General features: G+C 55.7%; 22 protein-coding genes. 9 read left to right on the top strand and 13 right to left on the bottom strand.

Features of this window, described 5'->3' with window-relative positions; all coding sequences use genetic code 11:
* The first annotated feature begins 162 nt into the window (after positions 1-162).
* Positions 163-720 (top strand): cytochrome b, encoded by a 558-nt coding sequence (locus AC2TDA_RS03645; protein ID WP_480846753.1) that lies wholly within the window; start codon positions 163-165, stop codon positions 718-720.
* Between the two features lie 355 nt (positions 721-1,075).
* Complete coding sequence (locus tag AC2TDA_RS03640) at positions 1,076-2,338, top strand: DEAD/DEAH box helicase (protein ID WP_480878853.1); 1,263 nt, start codon at positions 1,076-1,078, stop codon at positions 2,336-2,338.
* A gap of 88 nt (positions 2,339-2,426) precedes the next feature.
* On the opposite strand, the gene mltG is transcribed toward AC2TDA_RS03640, so the two are convergent.
* From mltG to fabD, 7 genes are all read right to left on the bottom strand, one after another.
* A complete protein-coding gene (mltG, locus tag AC2TDA_RS03635; protein ID WP_480878852.1) occupies positions 2,427-3,584 on the bottom strand; it encodes an endolytic transglycosylase MltG in 1,158 nt (385 codons plus the stop codon).
* Positions 3,585-4,850 (bottom strand): beta-ketoacyl-ACP synthase II, encoded by a 1,266-nt coding sequence (fabF, locus tag AC2TDA_RS03630; protein WP_480846749.1) that lies wholly within the window; start codon positions 4,848-4,850, stop codon positions 3,585-3,587.
* A 206-nt stretch (positions 4,851-5,056) separates the two neighbouring features.
* Positions 5,057-5,800 carry a 1-(5-phosphoribosyl)-5-[(5-phosphoribosylamino)methylideneamino]imidazole-4-carboxamide isomerase gene (locus tag AC2TDA_RS03625; RefSeq protein WP_480878851.1) on the bottom strand — a complete coding sequence of 248 codons (744 nt, stop codon included), beginning with the start codon at positions 5,798-5,800 and terminating at the stop codon, positions 5,057-5,059.
* A 123-nt stretch (positions 5,801-5,923) separates the two neighbouring features.
* Positions 5,924-6,463, bottom strand: coding sequence for a GNAT family N-acetyltransferase (locus AC2TDA_RS03620; RefSeq protein WP_480846746.1), 540 nt, complete (start codon positions 6,461-6,463; stop codon positions 5,924-5,926).
* 140 nt (positions 6,464-6,603) lie between these two features.
* The gene (locus AC2TDA_RS03615) at positions 6,604-6,837 is read right to left on the bottom strand and encodes an acyl carrier protein (protein ID WP_008756330.1); all 234 of its coding nucleotides are present in this window, start codon (positions 6,835-6,837) and stop codon (positions 6,604-6,606) included.
* Positions 6,838-7,048: 211 nt separating this feature from the next.
* A complete protein-coding gene (gene fabG, locus AC2TDA_RS03610; RefSeq protein ID WP_480878850.1) occupies positions 7,049-7,786 on the bottom strand; it encodes a 3-oxoacyl-[acyl-carrier-protein] reductase in 738 nt (245 codons plus the stop codon).
* A gap of 42 nt (positions 7,787-7,828) precedes the next feature.
* Positions 7,829-8,767 carry an ACP S-malonyltransferase gene (gene fabD / locus AC2TDA_RS03605; protein WP_480878849.1) on the bottom strand — a complete coding sequence of 313 codons (939 nt, stop codon included), beginning with the start codon at positions 8,765-8,767 and terminating at the stop codon, positions 7,829-7,831.
* Between the two features lie 175 nt (positions 8,768-8,942).
* On the opposite strand from fabD, the gene AC2TDA_RS03600 reads away from it, so the two are divergent.
* Positions 8,943-10,169, top strand: a complete 1,227-nt coding sequence (locus AC2TDA_RS03600) for a cytochrome b/b6 domain-containing protein (protein ID WP_480878848.1) — start codon at positions 8,943-8,945, stop codon at positions 10,167-10,169.
* A 56-nt stretch (positions 10,170-10,225) separates the two neighbouring features.
* Here AC2TDA_RS03600 and AC2TDA_RS03595 read toward each other — a convergent pair whose 3' ends face one another.
* From AC2TDA_RS03595 to AC2TDA_RS03585, 3 genes are all read right to left on the bottom strand, one after another.
* On the bottom strand, positions 10,226-10,810 hold the full coding sequence (locus AC2TDA_RS03595) for a YceI family protein (RefSeq protein ID WP_480846741.1): 585 nt from the start codon (positions 10,808-10,810) through the stop codon (positions 10,226-10,228).
* A gap of 290 nt (positions 10,811-11,100) precedes the next feature.
* Positions 11,101-11,787, bottom strand: a complete 687-nt coding sequence (locus AC2TDA_RS03590; protein WP_480878847.1) for a YceI family protein — start codon at positions 11,785-11,787, stop codon at positions 11,101-11,103.
* 29 nt (positions 11,788-11,816) lie between these two features.
* The gene (locus AC2TDA_RS03585; protein WP_480846739.1) at positions 11,817-12,335 is read right to left on the bottom strand and encodes a hypothetical protein; all 519 of its coding nucleotides are present in this window, start codon (positions 12,333-12,335) and stop codon (positions 11,817-11,819) included.
* A 269-nt stretch (positions 12,336-12,604) separates the two neighbouring features.
* Between AC2TDA_RS03585 and rpsF the strand changes: the two genes are divergently transcribed.
* From rpsF to AC2TDA_RS03555, 6 genes are all read left to right on the top strand, one after another.
* Positions 12,605-12,958 (top strand): 30S ribosomal protein S6, encoded by a 354-nt coding sequence (gene rpsF / locus AC2TDA_RS03580; RefSeq protein ID WP_039970775.1) that lies wholly within the window; start codon positions 12,605-12,607, stop codon positions 12,956-12,958.
* Positions 12,959-12,985: 27 nt separating this feature from the next.
* Positions 12,986-13,213, top strand: coding sequence for a 30S ribosomal protein S18 (gene rpsR, locus AC2TDA_RS03575; protein WP_005982441.1), 228 nt, complete (start codon positions 12,986-12,988; stop codon positions 13,211-13,213).
* A gap of 12 nt (positions 13,214-13,225) precedes the next feature.
* Positions 13,226-13,843 (top strand): 50S ribosomal protein L9, encoded by a 618-nt coding sequence (gene rplI, locus AC2TDA_RS03570; RefSeq protein WP_480846737.1) that lies wholly within the window; start codon positions 13,226-13,228, stop codon positions 13,841-13,843.
* Positions 13,844-14,004: 161 nt separating this feature from the next.
* Positions 14,005-14,481, top strand: a complete 477-nt coding sequence (locus AC2TDA_RS03565) for a transglycosylase SLT domain-containing protein (RefSeq protein WP_480878968.1) — start codon at positions 14,005-14,007, stop codon at positions 14,479-14,481.
* A gap of 278 nt (positions 14,482-14,759) precedes the next feature.
* Positions 14,760-15,461 (top strand): autoinducer binding domain-containing protein, encoded by a 702-nt coding sequence (locus tag AC2TDA_RS03560; protein WP_480846735.1) that lies wholly within the window; start codon positions 14,760-14,762, stop codon positions 15,459-15,461.
* A 119-nt stretch (positions 15,462-15,580) separates the two neighbouring features.
* Entirely contained in the window at positions 15,581-16,435 is an 855-nt protein-coding gene (locus tag AC2TDA_RS03555) for an acyl-homoserine-lactone synthase (RefSeq protein WP_480846734.1), read from the top strand.
* A 102-nt stretch (positions 16,436-16,537) separates the two neighbouring features.
* On the opposite strand, the gene tig is transcribed toward AC2TDA_RS03555, so the two are convergent.
* The 3 genes from tig to AC2TDA_RS03540 form a co-directional block, all read right to left on the bottom strand.
* Positions 16,538-17,869, bottom strand: coding sequence for a trigger factor (gene tig, locus AC2TDA_RS03550; protein WP_480846733.1), 1,332 nt, complete (start codon positions 17,867-17,869; stop codon positions 16,538-16,540).
* A 183-nt stretch (positions 17,870-18,052) separates the two neighbouring features.
* Positions 18,053-19,177 carry a porin gene (locus AC2TDA_RS03545; RefSeq protein WP_480846731.1) on the bottom strand — a complete coding sequence of 375 codons (1,125 nt, stop codon included), beginning with the start codon at positions 19,175-19,177 and terminating at the stop codon, positions 18,053-18,055.
* A 310-nt stretch (positions 19,178-19,487) separates the two neighbouring features.
* Positions 19,488-21,143, bottom strand: a complete 1,656-nt coding sequence (locus AC2TDA_RS03540; RefSeq protein WP_480878846.1) for an NAD(P)H-hydrate dehydratase — start codon at positions 21,141-21,143, stop codon at positions 19,488-19,490.
* Positions 21,144-21,173: the final 30 nt, after the last annotated feature.

Genomic DNA, 21,173 nt, shown 5'->3' with positions numbered 1-21,173 from the left:
TCATCACTGATATTTAGCAGTTGATCCGTGAGTGGTCGAGAAGTAACCGTTCGCGAATTTTTCTAGCCGCCTACGCGCAATCCGGCTACTTCACGTATCTCCGATGGCAGCTCGCAATGCCTCATGGCAATGGGCCTTCGAAGTTTAGTTAACGGAAGTAAAATGGAACGCTACGCACTATCAGCACGAGTATTACACTGGATTCTGGCCGCCGGCTTCATCTTCATGTGGGTATGCGGATTTGCGATGACGTCATTGGTACCCGATGACTCAGCAGTCGAGGAACTTTTGTTTCGACTTCACATCTCTATCGGTGTGACGCTTTTTGTGCTGCTGGTGGTGCGTATAGTGGTCCGATTGACCAACGCACTACCACCACTTCCCGTATCGTTCGCGCGGTGGGAAAAAGTAGGATCACACTTCGGGCATTTCGGACTGTATCTCCTGCCTTTAGCAACTATCGTTGTTGGCTGGGCCGAAATTGACTTTGGAGGGCATGGAGCAAAGTGGTTTGGTCTTTCTATGCCAAAGGTCTTTCCAACATTGAAAACCCTCTGGGGGTTAAATCTCGAAGATGCGATGGAATTTCTTCACAAGTGGCTCGCCTATTCCATGCTTGCCTTGACCGTCGTTCACGTCGCAGCTGTAATAAAGCACCGTTTGGTAGACGGTCATGATGTGCTTTCCAGAATGACCTTCGGCAACAGGTCAAAAGACTGAGTACTAAGAAAAGGCGCCATGCATCAAATACGGTCGTCAATCGCTGGGATCAGGCGTAACAGCGTCGGCGCCTGTAATTCACACTAAAGCTTGACATTCTCGCGCTTAGGCCTCATGTGCCGGTCAACACGGCGCTGACGCGTGAGCATCGGCGGGCCGCAAGCGCGGCCCCACAGCGCCTCATACTTTCTTCAGTTCCCATTCACGCAGGGTTCTTGATGCGACGGCCGGATGATGCAGGGTTCGCCTGCACGTTCCGAGGCCTCGCTAAACCCTTGCTGGTCGCGCGCATTGCGTGGCCTGTCACTCTTGTCCCCTGACCCTTTTTCGGCAGCGGGTCACAAAGGAATGCTATTTGTTCGACTTCGACATGCTCGGCCTTGCGCCGGCCCTGAACGACGCACTGAAACGTGCTAACTTTTCTCAGCCCACCCCTATCCAGAACCAGGCCATCCCGCTGGCCCTGAGCGGCCATGACATCCTTGGCCTGGCCCAAACGGGGACCGGAAAAACACTGGCCTTTGGCTTGCCATTAATCGATCACCTGCTGGCCCAACCCGGCAAACCCGCGCCCAAAATGGCCAAGTCTCTGATCCTTGCGCCCACCCGCGAACTGGTCAACCAGATCGCGGATAGTCTGCGCAACCTGACCAAGAACACCAAACTGCGCGTCGCCACTGTTGTTGGCGGGCAATCGATCAACAAACAGATCATGTTCCTGTCGCGCGGAACTGATATCCTCGTCGCGACACCCGGACGCCTGATCGACCTGATGGATCGCCGCGCCGTTGACCTCAGCTCGGTCAAGCACCTTGTTCTCGACGAAGCTGACCAGATGCTGGATATGGGCTTCATTCATGCGCTGCGCAGGATCGCTCCGCAGCTTGGCACCCCGCGACAAACCATGCTGTTCTCGGCCACCATGCCCAAACAGATGGAGGAACTCAGCCGCGCCTACCTGACCAACCCTCAGCGCGTGCAGGTTTCACCTCCGGGCAAGGCCGCAGACAAAATCACTCAATCCATCCATTTTGTCAGCAAGCCCGGGAAGCCGGAAAAGCTGCGCAAGATCCTGTCACAGGACATGGACGCACTGACGCTTGTCTTCTCGCGCACCAAACACGGTGCTGAAAAACTGATGAAAGGCCTTGTAGCCGACGGTTACAACGCAGCGTCGATCCATGGCAACAAGAGCCAGGGACAGCGTGACCGTGCAATCAAGGCCTTCCGCGCGGGTGAAATCAATGTCCTTGTGGCAACTGACGTGGCAGCACGCGGGATTGATATCCCCGGCGTCGCCTACGTAATCAACTACGATCTGCCCGAAGTGCCCGACAATTATGTCCACCGCATCGGCCGCACCGCCCGCGCCGGACGGGAAGGCGAAGCCATCGCATTTTGCTCAGCCGAAGAAGTCGATTTGCTGCGTCAGATCCAGAAGCTGATGAAAATCGAAATCCCAGTGGCCAGCGGCACAATGCCCGAGTTTGTGGAGACCAAGAAACCAGCGCGTAATCAAGGCAACCGCCGGCGCGGGTTCAAACCTAAGGCCGCCTCAGGCGGGCAGCAACCTGCGCCATCAAAGCGCCGCCGCCCGCGACGTCGTTCCGCTGCATAGGACTTGGGTCTCTTCGGCAAGCAGCTCGTTTGCCGAAGAGATCACCCCAAGTAAATTCCAGTAGGCAAAAGAACGAACCGGACCTGCGTCAGTTACCCGAGTTCCGCTGAGCCTCGATTTCCCGCCATTTGGCGACGTTCCTGTTGTGCTCTTGCAGCGTTTCCGCAAAAGCATGACCGCCCGTGCCGTCAGCGACAAAGAACACAAAATCGGTAGCCTCAGGGGCAACAGCCGCCTGCAGGCTTGCCAACCCTGGGTTCGCAATCGGCGTGGGCGGCAAACCGTCGATCAGATATGTATTCCAGGGTGTTGCGCGTCGAAGCTCACTTCTACGCAACCCACGTCCCAGGGTCCCTTGCCCCTTGGTGACACCATAGATTACCGTCGGGTCTGTTTGCAGCTTCATTCCCTGATTCAGGCGGTTCACAAATACACTGGCCACCTGACCACGCTCCTCCGGAACACCCGTTTCCTTCTCGATGATTGAGGCTAGGATCAGCATTTCTTCCGGGCTTTCAATCGGCAGGCCGTCCTGACGAGATTCCCATACGGCGTTGATCCGCAGTTGCTGCTTCTGCGCCATGTTCTGCAGAATTGCAGTTCGATCCTCACCGGGGGTGACCTCATAGCTATCCGGTGCAAGCGTCCCCTCGGGCGGGATTTCGGCTACTTCGCCTTCCAGCACTTCCACCGATTTCAAAGCCTCGACAACCTGCCAGCTGGTGACACCTTCCGCCAGGGAAACGCGATAGCGTGTATCAGCGGCTCCGCGCTTATCCGCATATATCTCCGGGGCTTCTTCGTCCCCAACAACAAATGACGCGATTTCGACAAAGTTTAGCGTTGCCGGGTCCAACTCGCGTACGCGTGTCTGTACTCGGGTCACACCGATACGGTATTCGATTTCTGTTCCGCAGGTGCTGGCGCCGCTGTGAGTAATCTCTTCGACGATCTGCTCCATGGTCGCGCCCTCCCGCACCAGAAAGCTACCGGCTTTCAGCTGCTGAGACTTGTCCGCGTAATCCGCCGCCATTCGAAAGATCATGGCATTGCTGATGGCCCCCTGATCCTCAAGGTCGCGGCTGACCCGCGTCATATTGGATCCGCTTTTCACCTGCAGACAGATCGCGGTTTCCAAGGGCCCTTCAGCCTTGTACTGCGACTGCCCCCACAGGATCAGGCCACCAAACAGGAACAGGCTGACCACCAAAATGGTCAGCATGTTCGAAGCCAGAGCCCGCCACATTTAGCTTACCTTTCCGAAGATCACACTTGCGTTGGTGCCGCCAAACCCAAACGAGTTCGACAGGGCCACATTGATCTCACGTTCGCGCTTGGCATTCGGTGCCAGATCGATTGCTGTTTCAACCGCAGGGTTGTCCAGATTGATCGTCGGAGGCGCAACCTGATCACGAATGGCAAGGACCGAGAAGATAGCCTCGATGGCCCCCGCGGCACCCAGCAGGTGTCCGGTTGCCGACTTGGTCGAGCTCATGGTCGCCTCGCTGGCATGATCACCCAACAGACGTTCTACCGCTCCCAGTTCGATCGTATCCGCCATGGTGGAAGTACCATGAGCGTTAATGTAATCCAGATCTGTCGGCTCTAGGCCGGCACTGCGCAGTGCGGCCCTCATGGAACGCTCGGCACCGTCGCCATCTTCGGACGGTGCAGTGATGTGATAGGCGTCGCCCGACATCCCATAGCCCAGAACTTCGGCGTAAATCTTGGCCCCGCGTGCCTTGGCGTGTTCGTATTCTTCAAGAACCACAACGCCGGCCCCTTCGCCCATCACGAATCCATCGCGATCCACATCATAAGGACGGCTGGCTGCCTGCGGATTGTCGGCAAATTTGGTCGACAACGCCTTGCACGAGTTAAACCCGGCAATCCCGATTTCGCAAATACAGCCCTCACCGCCGCCCGCAATCATGACGTCGGCTTCGCCTGCTCGAATGATACGGCTAGCGTCACCAATGGCATGGGCACCTGTCGAACAGGCTGTCACGACCGAGTGGTTTGGACCCTTGAAGCCAAACCGGATTGACACCTGCCCCGAGGCCAGATTGATCAGTGCGCCCGGAATAAAGAATGGAGAGACCCGACGCGGACCTTTGTCGCGGATCAGGTTCGCGGTTTCGGCAATGGACCCCAGGCCACCGATCCCCGATCCAATCAGAACACCGGTCCGCAGGCGATCTTCTTCGTCCTCCGGCAACCAACCCGCGTCTCTACAGGCCATCTCGGCCGCGGCAACCGAATACAGAATAAAATCTTCGATCTTGCGCTGCTCTTTCGGCGGCATCCAATCGTCGGGGTTGAACGTACCGTTCGTGCCATCTCCCCGCGGCACTTCGCAGGCATAGGTCGTGGTGACCCCGCTTGCTTCGGCATCAAACAGGGTAATCGGGCCCGCGCCGGACTCTCCGTCCAGCAGCCGTGACCAGGTTTCCTCGACCCCGCTAGCCAAAGGAGTGACCAATCCCAGACCGGTAACAACGACTCTGCGCATGAAATGCCTCTTGCCTGCTTCCTGTTATGAGAACCGCTCATACCCCGGCCCGGGGTCCGGGGGCAAGAGCTTCGGCACAATCCCTTCCGGCATCATGTTGCTCAAACCAACTATGACAGCCCCGTACAGGAATAATTCTCGTGGAAATAAAAAAGCCGCCTCTTGCCGTAAAGGGCAAGGGGCGGTTCTCTATTGTTTGTTCCGACTTACTGAAACTGGGCCACTGGCTCGTGCGCGGTTTTCGCAACTGCCAGAACTTCGTTCACAGTCAGTGTTTTACGGAACAACGCGCGACCGACGATGACTCCGGATATGTTCGGAATATACGCCAACCGGGAAATATCATCCGCCGTGCGCACGACGCCGCTCGCAATCACCGGTGTACGGGACTTTTCTGCCAACCCCGAGATCAGGCCCAGCTGCGCCTCAACATCTTCCATGTCGCTGTCGATATCCGTGACCACGATTGCCGAGAACGGCGCATCCGCGAAGGCTTCAATGAAGGCGTCTGCGGTAAACGCGCTCTGGCTGCGCCACCCTTCGGTCATCACGTATCCTTGCCATACATCAACAGCCAGAACGATCTGATCGGGGTAGAGTTTGGCCAGCTCCTTGACCAGATGCGGATCGCGTGCCGCCAAGGTTCCGACCACGATACGTCCGGCACCCTTGTCAATCCAATGCTCTATCCGCTCGCGCGTGCGCATGCCGCCTGCCAACTGCACGGGCATCTCGGCTGTGCGAATGATCTCCTCGACCAGCTCTTCATTGGTGTCCCGCCCTTCGATCGCATCGAAATCGGTCAGGTGCATCCATTCGGCACCCGCTGCAGACCAACTGCGCGCTGTTTCAACCGGATCCACATGCCAGATCATTGCCTCATCCAGACGGCCTTTTTCCAGTGTCACGCACCGACCGTTCTGCAACTCCATAGTGGGATAAATCATCATGACCCAAATCCTCCGCTGAATCATTCTGCAACTTCAAGATACCATACATGCAGAAACTGGTCCTGAATCTCATAAGATCGGCACAGTTGGTTCATTTTGCGGCATCGCAGCGCGGGACATGTTTCACACCAATGCGGGTGGACCGTTCCGGCGAAACAGGTGCACTGGTGTATCTCTGTATTCCGTTTCGCGTAAAAGTTCGTACCCCAGTTTGATCGCCAGTTTCCGAGACGGCATGTTTGCCGTATCGACCAGCGCCACCAAAGGTCCGGGAATAACCCTGTCAAACCAGTCATGTGCGGCTTTTGCGGCCTCGTACCCGTATCCCTGCCCCTGCCCTTCCGGGGCGAATACCCAACCGGCTTCGGGGTGCGAGTCGAAGTCTGAACCTAAATCACGATTTCCATAAAAGAATCCGGCCTGACCAATCAACGTGCGATTCGACTGAAGCACCACGCCCCACTGTCCGAATCCGGTCATCTGCCAATGCCCGGCATTTCGGAGAAACGATTCCCATGCCTCGCCTCGCGAACGCGGAATGCCGCCAACATGGCGCACAACCTCAGGGTCGCGCCAGATTTCCGCAAACCGCCCGAAATCCTCGGGTCGCATCGCGCACAGCGTCAGACGCGCCGTATTTATCATCGGGGTGGATCTTATCATGCCCTTGCCCGCTCGGAACTATGCCTCATAGGTCAGAGTGCGAACCGCCCGTTCACCACGCAAGGATAAATTCCGGTAAGGCACAAAAAAACGGCGCCTCCGTTGCTGGGAAGCGCCGCTTTTTATCAGATTCGATGCTCTTAAGAGGCTTCGCTGATGAATTTGACCGCGTCGCCGAAAGTCTGGATGGTCTCGGCTGCGTCATCAGGGATTTCGATGCCGAATTCTTCTTCGAAAGCCATAACCAGCTCAACAGTGTCCAGGCTGTCTGCACCCAGATCGTCGATGAAGGAGGCGTTTTCCGCAACCTTGTCTTCTTCCACACCCAGGTGCTCAACAACGATCTTTTTAACGCGATCTGCGACGTCGCTCATGTCTATTCCTCATTCCTTATCAGGGCGGTTTGCCCGGTTCTGTCCATCGCCCACTCACGGTGGCCTTGGTTTGCCCGTTCCGGGCGGTTTGGGTCCCGGATACCCGGGAAATCAGAGAACCGGCCAAATCGACCGGTCCCTATGCATGTGCGCCGCCTATAGCACAGACAACGCTCAAGGCAAACGCTTTCGCATCTGCCCCGAACTGCGATTACAACATGGCCATGCCGCCATTCACATGCAAGGTGCTTCCGGTAACATATCCCGCTTCGGGGCTGGCCAGATACATAACCGCTGCCGCGATTTCTTCCGGCTCCCCCATGCGACCCGCGGGAACCTGCTGCAGCAGACCAGCCTTCTGCTCGTCCGTCAGTTTTTCGGTCATCGCCGTAGTGATAAAGCCCGGAGCCACCGCGTTCACGGTAATTCCCCGAGTTGCAACCTCATGCGCGAGCGCTTTGGAAAACCCGACCACGCCCGCTTTGGAAGCCGCGTAGTTCGCCTGACCAGGATTGCCAATCGCGCCAACAACCGAGGAGATATTTACGATCCGGCCCCAGCGCTTCTTCATCATGCCGCGAATGACGCCCCTGCACAGTTTCATGGTGGCCGTCATATTCACGTCGATCACACTCTGCCAATCTTCATCCGACATGCGCATGAACAGATTGTCCCGAGTGATGCCTGCGTTGTTCACCAGAATATCAACCGAACCCATTGCCGCTACCGCCTGCTTTGGCAGGGCCTCAACAGCTTCGGGGTCGCTCAGATTGCAAGGCAGGACATGTGCGCGCTCGCCAAGTTCGTCAGCAAGGGCCTGCAAGGGTTCAACACGGGTACCAGACAACCCAACCGTTGCGCCGGCGCCATGCAGGGCACGCGCAATATCGCCCCCGATGCCGCCCGAAGCGCCGGTAATCAGCGCGTTCTTACCTGTCAAATCAAACATTCGACTTTCCTCTCATTTCGCCTTTTCAGACGTATTCTGTGCTTACTCTGCGACCTGAATGGCCTTTTGAACATCTTCGGGTGTTCCAACCGCTTTGCCTGCAATGGCGCGGTCGATCTTGCGGATCATGCCTGACAGTGCCTTACCGGCACCGATTTCCCATATTTCAGTCACGCCCTGAGCGCCCATGTACTGTACACTTTCCCGCCAGCGTACCGACCCGGTAACTTGTTCGACCAGCAGGGTGCGGATCACATCAGGATCGGTAACAGCTTCGGCCCGAACATTGGCCACCAAAGGCACGGCCGGAGCGTTGATCTGTACATCGGCCAAAGCCTCGGCCATCATGTCAGCAGCTGGCTGCATCAGTGCGCAATGGAACGGAGCACTGACTGGCAGCATTACCGCCCGCTTGGCGCCCTTCTCTTTGGCAATATCAGCTGCGCGTTCGACAGCGGCTTTCGATCCTGAGACAACGACCTGCGTCGGGTCATTGTCGTTAGCGGCCTGACAGACCTCACCTTGCGCAGCTTCTTCCGCGACTATGCGCACGGTATCCAGATCGAGACCCAGTATGGCAGCCATGGCGCCTTCGCCCACCGGTACTGCGCTTTGCATCGCCCGGCCACGTGTTCGCAGCAGACGAGCCGTATCACCAACTGATAGCGATCCCGCAGCAGCCAGAGCAGAATATTCTCCCAAAGAATGCCCGGCCACGAAGGCAGCATCCGAAATCGAAACGCCTTCGGCTTCCAGTGCACGCATCGCGGCCATCGAAGTGGCCATCAGTGCAGGCTGCGCGTTTTGGGTAAGAGTCAGATCGGCGATTTCGCCGTCCCAGATCAGTGCGCTCAGGTTTTCTCCTAGGGCTTCGTCAACTTCGTCAAAAATGGCCTGGGCGGCGGGGTATGCCTCGGCCAGTGCCTTTCCCATTCCGATGGTCTGGGCGCCCTGCCCCGGAAAAACGAACGCGCGTGTCATTGTTGCCTCTTGGATGACGTCAGGTTGCGGCGGGGTGTAAACTGACTGACCGTCTGGCACAAGCGCTGCCTGCGTTCTGCATATGGGCACCCACGTTGTGCGTTCACTCATACTTGTGTCCATTCGCGCCAGCCTTAGGTTGAGCACACCCAACGAATCTCGGAGCGTTCCCCTAATGGCCTCGACCAACACCCTTTCCAGTTACGGCAGCGTAACTAAGACCTTCCACTGGCTGACCGCTTTGCTGATTATCACTGCTTTGCCACTGGGCTGGGTCGCCGAAAACCTGGCCCATGCTGTCTTTGACCCGTCCATCCCGACGACCGAAGACGACATCGCTCGGGCGGCACGCTTGTTTTCGGTACACAAGACTGTCGGGGTGACAGTTTTCTTTGTCGCTCTCGCCCGAATACTCTGGGCGGTGACGCAACAAAAGCCGGGACTCCTGAATGCCGAGAACAAACCCGAAGCCTTTGTCGCCGAAACGATACACTGGATGCTCTATGCCTCGCTTGTTCTGGTGCCTTTGACGGGTTGGCTCCACCATGCTTCCGCCGAAGGGTTTGCTCCGATCCTGTGGCCGTTCAGTCAGAACCTGCCTTTCGTCCCCAAATCCGCTTATTTGTCAGAGGTAACTGCTGGCCTGCACTGGCTGTTCATCTGGGTGCTGGTCGGTTCACTCGTCCTGCACATCATGGGCGCGTTGAAACACCACGTGGTCGATAAGGACAGCACACTCAGACGCATGTTGCCGGGTCGGTCAGACGCGCCCGAGCCGCCTTGGCAAGAACACTCTGCCCTTCCGCTTGTGGCAGCCGTCGCCGCGTGGGCAGCGATAATCGCTGGCGGATGGTCAATCGGCGTTCTGTCGCCCCATTCGGACGCTGCGGGTGACTCTGTAGAACTCACTGAAGTACAATCTGATTGGAAGGTTGAAGACGGGACGCTTTCCATCACTATCACGCAGCTTGGCAGCCTGGTCACTGGCACTTTTACCGACTGGACTGCAGCAATTGCCTTCGAAGACCCGGCCGACCCCGGCCTGGCGGGTTCGGTAGACGTCACCATTTCCATTGGGTCTTTGAGTTTGGGCACCGTCTCGGATCAGGCCAAGGGCGCTGATTTCTTTGACGTTGCCAGTTTCCCGACCGCTTCGTTCAAAGCTGACCTCTTTAAGACCGAAACCGGTTACGAAGCCCGCGGCTCACTCACAATCCGCGACAAAACGCTGGACATCATTCTGCCGTTCACACTCGACCTGCAAGACGACACGGCAAGCATGTCAGGTTCTGTTGATCTCAATCGTTTGGATTTCGACGTCGGGACATCTCAGCCAAAGGAAGATTCTCTGGCCTTCGCGGTTGCAGTTTCTGTCGAATTGACCGCAATCAGAGGCAAATAAAAAAAACCGCCGGAGCTGCTGGCTCCGGCGGCTTCACAGCTACTATTATGAACCAGTTATGAACCGGCTTTTTCGTCCTTTTGCGCTTCAATGGAAATCTTGATTTCCACCTCGTCGCTCACAAACGGTGCAAACTGGCCCAGGTCGAAATCGCTGCGCACCAAAGTCGTGGTCGCATCAAAGCCCGCCCAAGGCTTTCCAGCCATAGGGTGATCACCCACCTGATTCAACTTGGCATCCAACACAACCGACTTGGTGATGCCATTCATCGTCAGATCACCAGTGATGTTAGCAGTGTTTTCGCCCGTGACTTCGATTCCAGTCGAGGTGAAAGTAACCAAATCACCTTCGGCGGCACCGAAGAAATCCTCGGTCATAAAGTGATCCTCGCGCGGCTTCCAGCCAGTGATCATCTCGACGACAGGCATAGATACGGTCACGCTCGACTCAGCGGGGTTTTCCTGGTCAAACATGATCTCGCCTTCAAAGCCCGAGAACATGCCAGTAGTGGTCGAATAACCCAGATGGGAGTAGTTGAAGACGACTTGGCTGTGGCTGGGATCCAGGACGTATTTCTCGGCGCTGGCAAATGCCGACGTCGCCGACACGGCAAGAGCAGCAGCAAGAAGGGTGGATTTCATGACAATCTCCGCTTTGTTTTAAGTGTGTCTAAGAGCAATCCTGTTGGGTTGCTCAAAGGTAAATGTGCTGTGCAGTGGCAGCACACAAGTCCAATTTTGTCACAGCCTCTGTTCTTTTTTGAACAGAGTAGAATTTAGGGGAAAGTAGTTACGCTTTGGCTCGATTGGGCTTTAATGTTCGGCTGACATCCGCCGACAGCAGCGGAAATGTCATTGACAACGTGCTGCCAGCGAATTGCGCTGGAACTTCCTCGGTCCACGCCGCTTAAAGAAGCGCGAACCTCAATCGACTACTGAGCCTTCAGTTCCGCGTTGATCACTATCTCGAGTTCGTCACCATTGGGTGGAAAAAACGCGCCCATATCCCACTCCGAGGCCTTGATCATGGTGGTCGCTGTGATGCCCAGCCACTGGCCTTTGTTGTAGTCAATGTACTGCCCAACGGGATGATCGCCATACCCATTAACGGTGACATCAAAAGTTGCCGGCTTCGAAATATCTTTAATGATCAGATCGCCAACAACCGTCAGTGTATTGTCACTTGTCTGTTCAACCGAAGTCGAGACGAATTGGACAATCGGGAAGTTCGCTTCGTTGAACAAAGGTTCGCTCAGTATGTCCAAATTGAACTTATCATTCCCGGTTACAACGCTATTTACTGGAATGCTGAAATTGGCTTTTGCATCGTCAACAGCACCTTCTGAAAATTCCAGTTCGCCCTCAACCGTACCAAATTCGATGGATTGCCGTGAAAATCCAGCGTGGGAGTAGTACACGCGAACTTCAGTGTGCCCCGGATCTAATTTCCAGGTTTCCGCAAACACTGTTGGCGCCAAGATCGCGGCGGTGAATAACGTGGTGGCAAAAAGTGTGGATCTCATAACAATCTCCGCAAATTTGTTGTGCAAACCGGGTGGGTTGCTCAACAAGAAAAATGTGCCGCCAAGAGGCGGCACACAAGCCATATTAATCAACAACCTCTGTTCCTTTTTGAACAGAACGGAGTTTAGGCAAATATCGGTACGTTTTGGCTTAATTGCCCTTTCAGCGCTCGGCTGACATCCGCCGATTCCAGCGGCAATTTCATAAGCAAGCTTCCATCGACATCGAACAGTTCAACCTGCCCCTCATCAAAGCGCGCACCACCCAGCGAGTCATAGCTGCGGCGCAGAACTGTCTGGGGGCGACCGTTTTCATTCTTCTGGAGAATACGCACCTCGCGACGGATCGGGTCGAAATAGGCATCAGGACGATCGTCCAGAATTTCAATGGTCAGCAAGCTGACACCGGCAATCAGAAACATAAGAGATGCAGCCAGTTTGATCGGCCAAACGTCAGTCCCCATCACGGATCCGGGCATCAGCCACATGGAAAATGCAGACACGATCATGAAAGCACCAATCACACGGAACAGGATCATCCGAGCTTTCCAATTCGGAGCAAATGTGATCAGCACAGGTACGGATTTGTCAAAAGCGGCGCCGGGCGCGGCTTGCTTGAATGTATTCGTATTCGTCACGGCCATTTGTCTCGCCCTGTCTTTGGTTCCGATGGTCCGGGTGCTCCCGGCTTAATGAACAACCTCGGGGCGAAAAGCGTCAGGAATTGGGCGGCTCAAAGGAAATTGGGCGGCGTCTCAAAGGCATATGTGGCAGGGCTTGCCCCGGGCGAATAAACGTGTATACGAGGCCTTCCTTCGCAATACGTATGAATCGCGCAGCCTCTCGTGGCAGGGTCGCGAAGGACCGGATGGCCCCGTCTTTGAAATGCGCCTTGATATAAACAGGAGTGCACATGCCACTGTATGAGCATGTAATGATCGCGCGTCAGGATCTGTCCAACGCGCAGGCAGAAAGCCTTGTCGAACATTTCGGCACCGTTCTGGCTGACAACGGCGGCAACGTCGTCGACAGCGAGTACTGGGGCGTCAAGACAATGGCCTACAAGATCAACAAAAACCGCAAGGGTCACTATTCTTTCCTGAAGACCGACGCCCCCGCTGGCGCCGTTCAGGAGATGGAACGCCTGATGCGCCTGCATGACGACGTTATGCGCGTTCTGACCATCAAGGTCGACGAGCATGCCGAGGGCCCCTCGGTCCAGATGCAGAAGCGCGATGAGCGCGAAGGCCGCCGCGAGCGCCGTTGATCAACGCCTGACGAAAGGACTTAAACCATGGCCGCAAAACCATTTTTCCGCCGCCGCAAGGTCTGCCCGTTCTCGGGCGACAACGCGCCGAAGATCGATTACAAAGACACCCGTCTGCTGCAGCGCTACATCTCTGAGCGTGGCAAGATCGTTCCTTCGCGCATCACCGCCGTTTCGGCGAAAAAGCAGCGTGAACTGGCCCGTGCTATCAAGCGCGCCCGCTTTCTCGCCCTGCTGCCCTACGCCGTGAAGTAAGGAGAGACTGACATGCAAGTTATCCTTTTGGAACGCGTTGCGAAACTGGGACAGATGGGCGACGTCGTTGACGTCAAGCCCGGCTTTGCCCGCAACTTCCTGCTGCCGCAAGGCAAAGCGCTGAGCGCGTCCGAGGCGAACATCGCGTCGTTCGAAGCCCAGAAAGCGCAGCTTGAGGCCCGCAACCTGGAAACCAAGAAAGAAGCTGAAGCGCTGGCTGAAAAGCTGGACGGTCAGCAGTTCATCGTGATTCGCTCGGCATCGGATGCCGGCGCTCTGTACGGTTCGGTCACTCCGCGTGACGCCGCAGACGCCGCCACCGAAGCTGGTTTCACCGTCGACAAGAAACAGGTCATCCTGATTGCTCCGATCAAAGATCTGGGCGTGCACTCGGTTGCAGTCAAACTGCACCCCGAGGTTGAGGTCGAAATCAAGATGAACGTCGCCCGTTCGGAAGAAGAAGCCGAACTGCAGGCATCGGGTAAATCGATCCAGGAGCTGGCCGCAGAAGAAGAAGCCGCTGCTGAGTTCGAAATCGCCGAACTGTTCGACGACATCGGCTCGGCCGCTTCGGAAGATGATGATCTGGTCACCGAAGAGGCACCAGCAGAAGACGAAGCAAAAGCCTGATCGGGCTGGCAATATCGTGATCCAAGGCCGCGCTGTTTCAGCGCGGCCTTTTTTATACACGTATCCCGCGCAAGTTTCTGCCAGAACCAAGCCTTCCGCTTGCAGTCAAGTGTTTCCCGCCTATGATCCGATCGACGATAGGGAGAAATTGTATGGCAAATATGCTTCGTCGCAGCCTGCTGACCATATTTCTGATCGCGCCTCTCGCGGCCTGCGGCGGGCCTGACAAATCAGATAGCACGGACAACTTTAACCCTCCGCTCTATCCCAATGAAACGCCTGAATTGCGCGCCTCGATTAACAAGTGGGCGGATGAGTATGAACTTCCGCGGGAATTGGTCCACAAACTGGCGATCCGCGAAAGTACACACCGCCCCTGGGCCGTGAACCGCCCATATTACGGGCTGCTGCAAGTCCTTCCTGCAACTGCTCGATCCATGGGGTATCGCGGCAACGCTCAGGGGCTGCTGGACGCTGATACCAATCTGGAATTCGCGGGAAAATACTTACGCGGCGCCTGGCTGCTGTCCGACGGCGACCAACAGCGCGCCATTTTCCTCTATGCCAAGGGCTATTACCCCGAGGCCAAGAAACGGGGCATGCTGGTTGAAACCGGATTGGTGTCGAGTTCCGATTAAGCTCAAATTGTGCGCAACATGAATTAAAAGCACACTCATAATCAGATGGGCCTATACCGGAATTCCGTACCCAAGGCGTGTCCGCGCATTAAATTTCACGCTATGACTGCAAAAAATCGTGCAATTAGAGCACATTGATTCTTAAAAGGCAGACATTTGCCACATGTTCTTGTCATATGACTGAAAATATGGTGTTTTGAACAACGCTAGGTGGGTGGGATCGTTTGTCCTGGCGTAATTGGGGTCGCCCGTTAAGTCGGGTTTAGGTAGTTAACCTTATGGATATTGTAGATCTCAGCACCCTTCCCCAAGAGGATACTCATTACGATGAGTTCCTTAAGCAGGTCTGCGACAAATTCGAAATGGACCACGCTGCCTATGCGGGCATGAACCCAGCTGCGGGTTCCATCCATGGGCATGTAACTTATGGCGATGACTGGAAAGCGCATTATCAGGAGCAGGGCCTGCACCTGATCGACCCGACATTGCACATGAGCCAACGCAGTATTGCGCCCGTGGACTGGAGTCGGCTCGAACGCAGCAAGGATTTTCAACGAGTTTTCCGGGACGCGCACGATTTCGGCATCCCGGATCAAGGGATAACCATTCCAGTTCGCGGACCATATGGCGATATCGGTTTGCTGAGCGCGACGCGCGATTGCAGCCGCGATGAGTGGAAGAAACTGGTTCCCAACGTAATCAGTGAGCTCCAATCTCTGGCCGTACACATACATGACAACGTCATGACATCCGACACCCTTAGCCGGATGTTGTACCACCCCACCTTGTCCAGCCGTGAGTTGGAGATATTGCAATGGGCCGCGGCCGGTAAATCGCAGCAGGATATCGGAGATATTCTGTCGATTTCCCACCGCACGGTTGAGGTGCATTTGCGCTCCTCCCGCGAAAAGTTGAACGCATTGACGACGCCTCAGGCGGTCGGTCGGGCGATCGGAATCGGGCTAATCTACCCTGGATAAAGCCAAAATCACCAAATTTGAGGCTTGAAAAGCGCAAGATTACGGGAATCCCCCAATAGATTCGCTGTGGAAAACCGGTAACGTTAATTTCACCGACATACCACTCGAAGGGGGATGATATGATCTTAGTAGTTGACGGGTTGAACAGACATCTGTTCAGCGAGGTTCTCGACGACATGTTCGAATTGAGAGCCAGAGTTTTCGGCGGACGTCTCGGTTGGGACGTTAATATCGAAGACGGCAAGGAAATCGACCAGTTCGATCATCTGGATCCTGCATATGTGATCGGTCTCGACGACGGGGGGAATGTCGTCGCAGCCGTGCGTGCACTCCAGACTACTGGTCCGCACATGTTGTCTGATGTTTTCTCAGCAATCCTGTGTGGCGAAGCACCGATCCGAAGCGCTACGATGTGGGAATCCACACGCTTCTGCGTAGACACGCAGCGTCTGACCCGCGGCAAAGAAAAGAACTCAGTGTCCTATGCCACGTGCGAGCTAATGATCGGTTCGCTGGAATATGCCCGCAGTGCGGGTATTAAGGACATCATTACCGTGATCGACCCAGTCATGGACCGTGTTCTCAAGCGATCGAACTGCGCGCCATACGACTACGTTGGACAGACGGTGCCGATGGGCAAGGTCGCGGCCCTCGCTGCATTGCTTGATTGTACGGAAGAACGCATTTCCGGAGTTCGAGAATTCGCTGGAATTCACGAAGATGTCTTCATCGACGAAGAGAAGGCACTGGAGTTGTTCGCAGCCAAGAAAGCAGCCGAGCAAAGCCCCGCAAATCGTGACCACAAACCGCTTACAGATCTCGAGAAGTACTTCGTCGAGCAGATGAGCGCCGCGAAAACCGAAGACGAAAGACAGGCTGTTCTGAAACTGATCGAAGCCCTGTCTGACACTTTCACGCCAGAGCAGAAGACCGCTCTGCTAAAAACCCCCCGTGCTTTTGCTCATGAGGCCTGACCCCCTCACCTCATAAGTACAAAAGCCACCCCATGCGGAGCTGCCCAATGTCAGGCGGCTCCGCTTCTTTTTAAGCCCCTTAGGTTAGGAGCGGGAAGAGGATTACTCCTCTTCCAGTGCCTCAACGGCTTTTTGCAGGTCGTCTTTGCTGACTTCCTTGTCCGAGACCTGAGCCAATTCGAAAACGTAATCGACAACCTTGTCTTCAAAGATCGGTGCCCGCAGTTGCTGTTGCATCTGGGCATTCTGCTGCACGAATTCGAAGAACTGACGTTCCTGACCAGGGTACTGGCGCGCCTGGTTCATGATCGCTTGGGTCATCTCGGCATCGGTAACTTCAACCTCTGCCTTCTGGCCCAACTCGGCAAGCAGCAAGCCCAGGCGCACGCGACGCTCGGCCAGCTTGTTGTGCTCTTCAGTAGGCTCGATCGGATCGTGATCGTGGCCTTCGACCTCAGGGTTTTCCTCGTGCCAAAGCTGATGTGCGATCTGCTTGGCCTCTGCCTCAACCAGCGACGGCGGCAGGTCGAATGATACTTTGGCGTCCAGCGCATCCAGCAGCGCACGCTTCATTACCGCACGCGCCGCACCGGTGTACTCCGCCTCCAGACGCTCAGAGATCTGACCCTTCAGGGCTGCCAAATCTTCCGCGCCAAACTTGGTTGCCAGTTCGTCGTTGATCTCGGCGGCGACTGGCTCCTTCACTTCTTTCACGGTGCAGTTGAAGACAGCGTCTTTACCGGCCAGATGCTCGGCTCCGTATTCCTCGGGGAAGGAGACGTTGACGTCTTTTTCTTCCTCGGCCTTCACACCGACCAGCTGCTCTTCAAAACCGGGGATGAAGCTGTTCGAACCCAGAACCAGCGGGTAGTCTTCAGCCGAGCCACCTTCAAACTCTTCGCCGTCAACCTTGCCAACAAAGTCGATCACGACTTGATCGCCATCTTTCGCCTTTGACCCTTTACGGCGTGCTTTGAAATCCTGCGCAGTTTCCGCCAGGTTGTTCAGTGCTTCTTCAACAGCAGCGTCGTCAGCTTTTACAACCAGCTTTTCCAGCTCGACCGACTTCAGGTCAACTTCGGGAATCTCCGGCAGCGCCTCATAGGACATTGCGACCTCGACATCGTCGCCTTCTTTCCAGTCCTCGTTGGTCATCTTGACATCGGGCTGCAGCGCGGGGCGCTCGCCGCTGTCTTCAAAGTGCTTGTTCATGGCACCGTCGATGGTTTCCTGCATGGCCTCGCCCAACAGGCGCTGACCAAACTGCTTTTTCAGCAGCGCCATTGGCACCTTGCCTTTACGGAAACCCTTCATCTCGACTTCGGGCTGCGCTTCGGTCAGCTTCTCGTTGACCTTCTCGTCCAGCTCAGCAGCGGATACGACAATGTTGTAGCCGCGTTTCAGACCTTCGTTCAGCGTCTCGGTAACCTGCATTATGGTAGTCCCCATAGGATTCGGGGCGCGCAAAACGGCGCGCCGGGCAAATTTGACGCCTTCTATTTGCCCCACCGTCCACGTGCAAGGGGCAAAGGCCGGATCAGCCTTGTTTTGCCGTCAATTTGAACAAAAAAACGCCCCGGATCAGACCGGGGCGTTTTTTATCATTCCATCAGGGGATCAGAACTTCCAGAGTGCGCCCAATACCCAAGCTTCGTTTTTGTCAAAGTCGACTGTGTCATCGAAGTCATGGTTTCGATATTTCAAGTAGGCGTCGGTATTGATGCTGTCGATCCGCTGCACGACCGCAATACCCCAAGACTTGGTGCTGGAACCGCTGTTTTCGAAATCCGACCCGTCAAAATAATCGATACCAACGCCGGTTTTGCCCCAAGAGATCCAGTCCCCCTCGTAAGCAACTTTCGTGTACCAATAATCCGGATCACTAGCACCCGCGGATGTGTCGTCTCGTGTACCTAGGGCTCCTGTAAAACTGAGACCACTAGGCAGCAGAACCGAGGCCGAGCCGATCGTATTTCTACTCTCACCCGATCCGTCGTCGAAATCGCGCACGGCATAGGCGATGCTTGCAGCCAACTCCACGCCATTCGCGAAGGTATTACCGTAAGAAATGGCTAAGTCGTAATAGTCATCATCGTCGCTACTGGAAAGGACGTTTTGGCCATAGGCAATCGCTCCCGAAAACCCGTTGAAATCAGGCGTGTCATAACGAATGCGGCCCCGGCGCCCGCCGTCAAAATTGCTGGAAGAGGCGCCGACAGTGATATTACTCAGCATGCCATTCGGATCGCGATAGAAAAATGCGCCGTTTTCATCACTAGTGAACGAATACAAGGCGGTCCCGACATAGGACAAGTCAGCTTCAGCAGCTCCATCCGAAGCCATGCTACCCTGGCCCGCCGAAAACTTGCCGTACCCACCCATTAATGAGAAATCCAAATGGCGGATGTCCTCACGGGTCCAACCGTTGGTATTGGTGCCATTCTGGTTGGCCGTGCCAGTACTTGGTAAACCCAATCCGCTTTCAAAGCGAAACATGAATTCGTTGCTGCCATAGGGCTGCATCAGGCGCAAGCCAACGCGGCTGTTGGACAGGTCATTATCCAAAAGACGTGTTTCGGTTTGCACGCCATCATCCACGGAGACAATCACCGGGTCCAACTGACCATACAGCAGCACATATCCGCCGCTGTTGTTCTCGTATTTCAGCTCTGCCGCCGCGGGGATCGCCGTCGTTGCGGCCAGAACGGCTGCAATCGAAGTTCGTTTATAATTCACTGTCATGTCGTTCACCATGAATGGTTCAGGGTTTTTATGTACTTGCCAAATCGTTCACAGATAATTGAGTTTCCAGAGATGGCCTCTTCAAGTTCCGCCTTCATTGCATTTTCGCCACAACCCGTCCACAGAGTGACAAAATTTATAATTTGTTTTCAATAGCTTACCAATTCTCGACCTTCGGACTCACAACAAGCTCAAGCAAATTCTGACGCCGAGCTCTGCATCTTGCAAACACCCGCTATGCATCTGGCGGGATGCGGCGGCGAAAGTTTGCTGCTTTCTCACGCTATCGGCCACTAATTGCCGATCATTGCTAGATATCAAGTTCCCTGAATACCAAAGGAAGCTGCTCGGGAAGATCTTCAGCTATCAAGCCCGGCCCAAACTGACATGCGCATTCCACATGCAGCCAGGCCGCTGTTTCCGCCGCCCGCATGGGGCTGAACCCGCGAGCAAGAAGCCCGGCAATAAAGCCTGCCAGCACATCGCCCGAACCTGCGGTCGCCAACCAAGGAGCTGCGCGTTCGTACACCGCAGCATTGATCGAACACTGCCCGTCCGGCGCAGCGATCACCGTGTCTGGTCCTTTGAACAACACCACGCATCCTGCCCGTTTTGCGGCCTCACGCGCGGCATCCACCTTGGAATAGGCCGGGCCTTTGGTTGGTGTTTCCGACAGCTTCTCGGCAATGTCCGGGAACAACCGCGAAAACTCTCCCCCATGCGGCGTCAAAACACAGGTGTCGTGGAGTTGAGAGAACAACGCCGCCGGATCATCCGCAAACGCCGTCAGCGCGTCGGCGTCCAGAACCGTTGCACGTTTGGCACTTAGGGCAGCCGGCACCAACTCCCGCGCGCGTTCTATACCTAGCCCCGGACCGAGGCAAAGGGCGTTCAACCGCTCATCCTTCAGCAGGTCGGTCAAGCCATCCGCGCCTTCAACCCGCTGCAACATTATGGCCGTCACCTGTGCAGCAACCTCCATCTGAGCGGCCGGAGGCACCGCCAGGGTCACCAACCCTGCCCCAATGCGCAAAGCCCCCCGTGCCGCCAGCCGCGCGGCCCCGGTTTTGGCTGAGCCGCCTGAGAGGATGAGCGCGTGACCGTGGGTGTACTTGTGTTCGAATGGCTCCTTGGGGAGATATGGCGACAAACGGCTTTCATCCACTAGAACACTGAGAACCCTGCCCAGCCTTCTTTCGCCATGATGTTCTATCAAAGCCCTTCGCGAAATCGAACCAGTCTTCCCGGGAGAAGATAGTCCAATGTCCGATATTACTGTTTTTCTGCAGTATTCGGGTCCTTCGCTAAGATTGTGGCCAAGTTTCTTGCCATGAAAAGTAACTGTGAGGTTCGCGCCTACCAAAACACCTTCATCCCCCAACGCCTTGCCGCTATCGGCGCAGAGCCCAGACGGAACGTCGACTGAAACGACCCTCGGCCACCAAGGATCGACGTTAACCTCTGAACAAATCTGGATGACCTCGAGAGTATTTTTTAAACCGCCAATCGAGCGCGTAAGCCCGGTGCCGAACAACGCGTCTATAATCAACTCAGGACCAGCTGCGCTGAACGTGCGGGCAGCGCGCTTCTCCAATAGGTCAATTTCACTTTTATTTGGTGAAGGCATGGACAACTTCGAGACCACTCCCTGCTCCATCCAGCGCTCATAGTTCGTACGCGCATCCGGAGGCAGCTTTTCGGGATCGCCATACAGAAAAACTTCCACCTCCCAGCCCAACTCACGCAACATCCGCGCAACAACAAAGCCGTCGCCGCCATTGTTCCCCGGCCCGCACAGAACCACAGCCCGGCCAGGCGATTTTGCCAGTTCCGGCCACTCTTCAAATATCGCCTCGACAACGCCCAGCCCGGCCCGCTCCATGAGCTCCAGCCCGGTTACCTCACCAGACTCAATCGCGGCCAATTCGATGGCCCGCATTTGCGCAGCTGTCAGCAATTCCGTCATCTCAAATCCCTCAGCGATTCAATTTTGATT

The sequence above is a fragment of the Ruegeria sp. HKCCD6426 genome, assembly GCF_057221115.1.
Note: the sequence above shows the minus strand (reverse complement) of the source record. Positions and strands in the feature narration are given on the sequence as shown.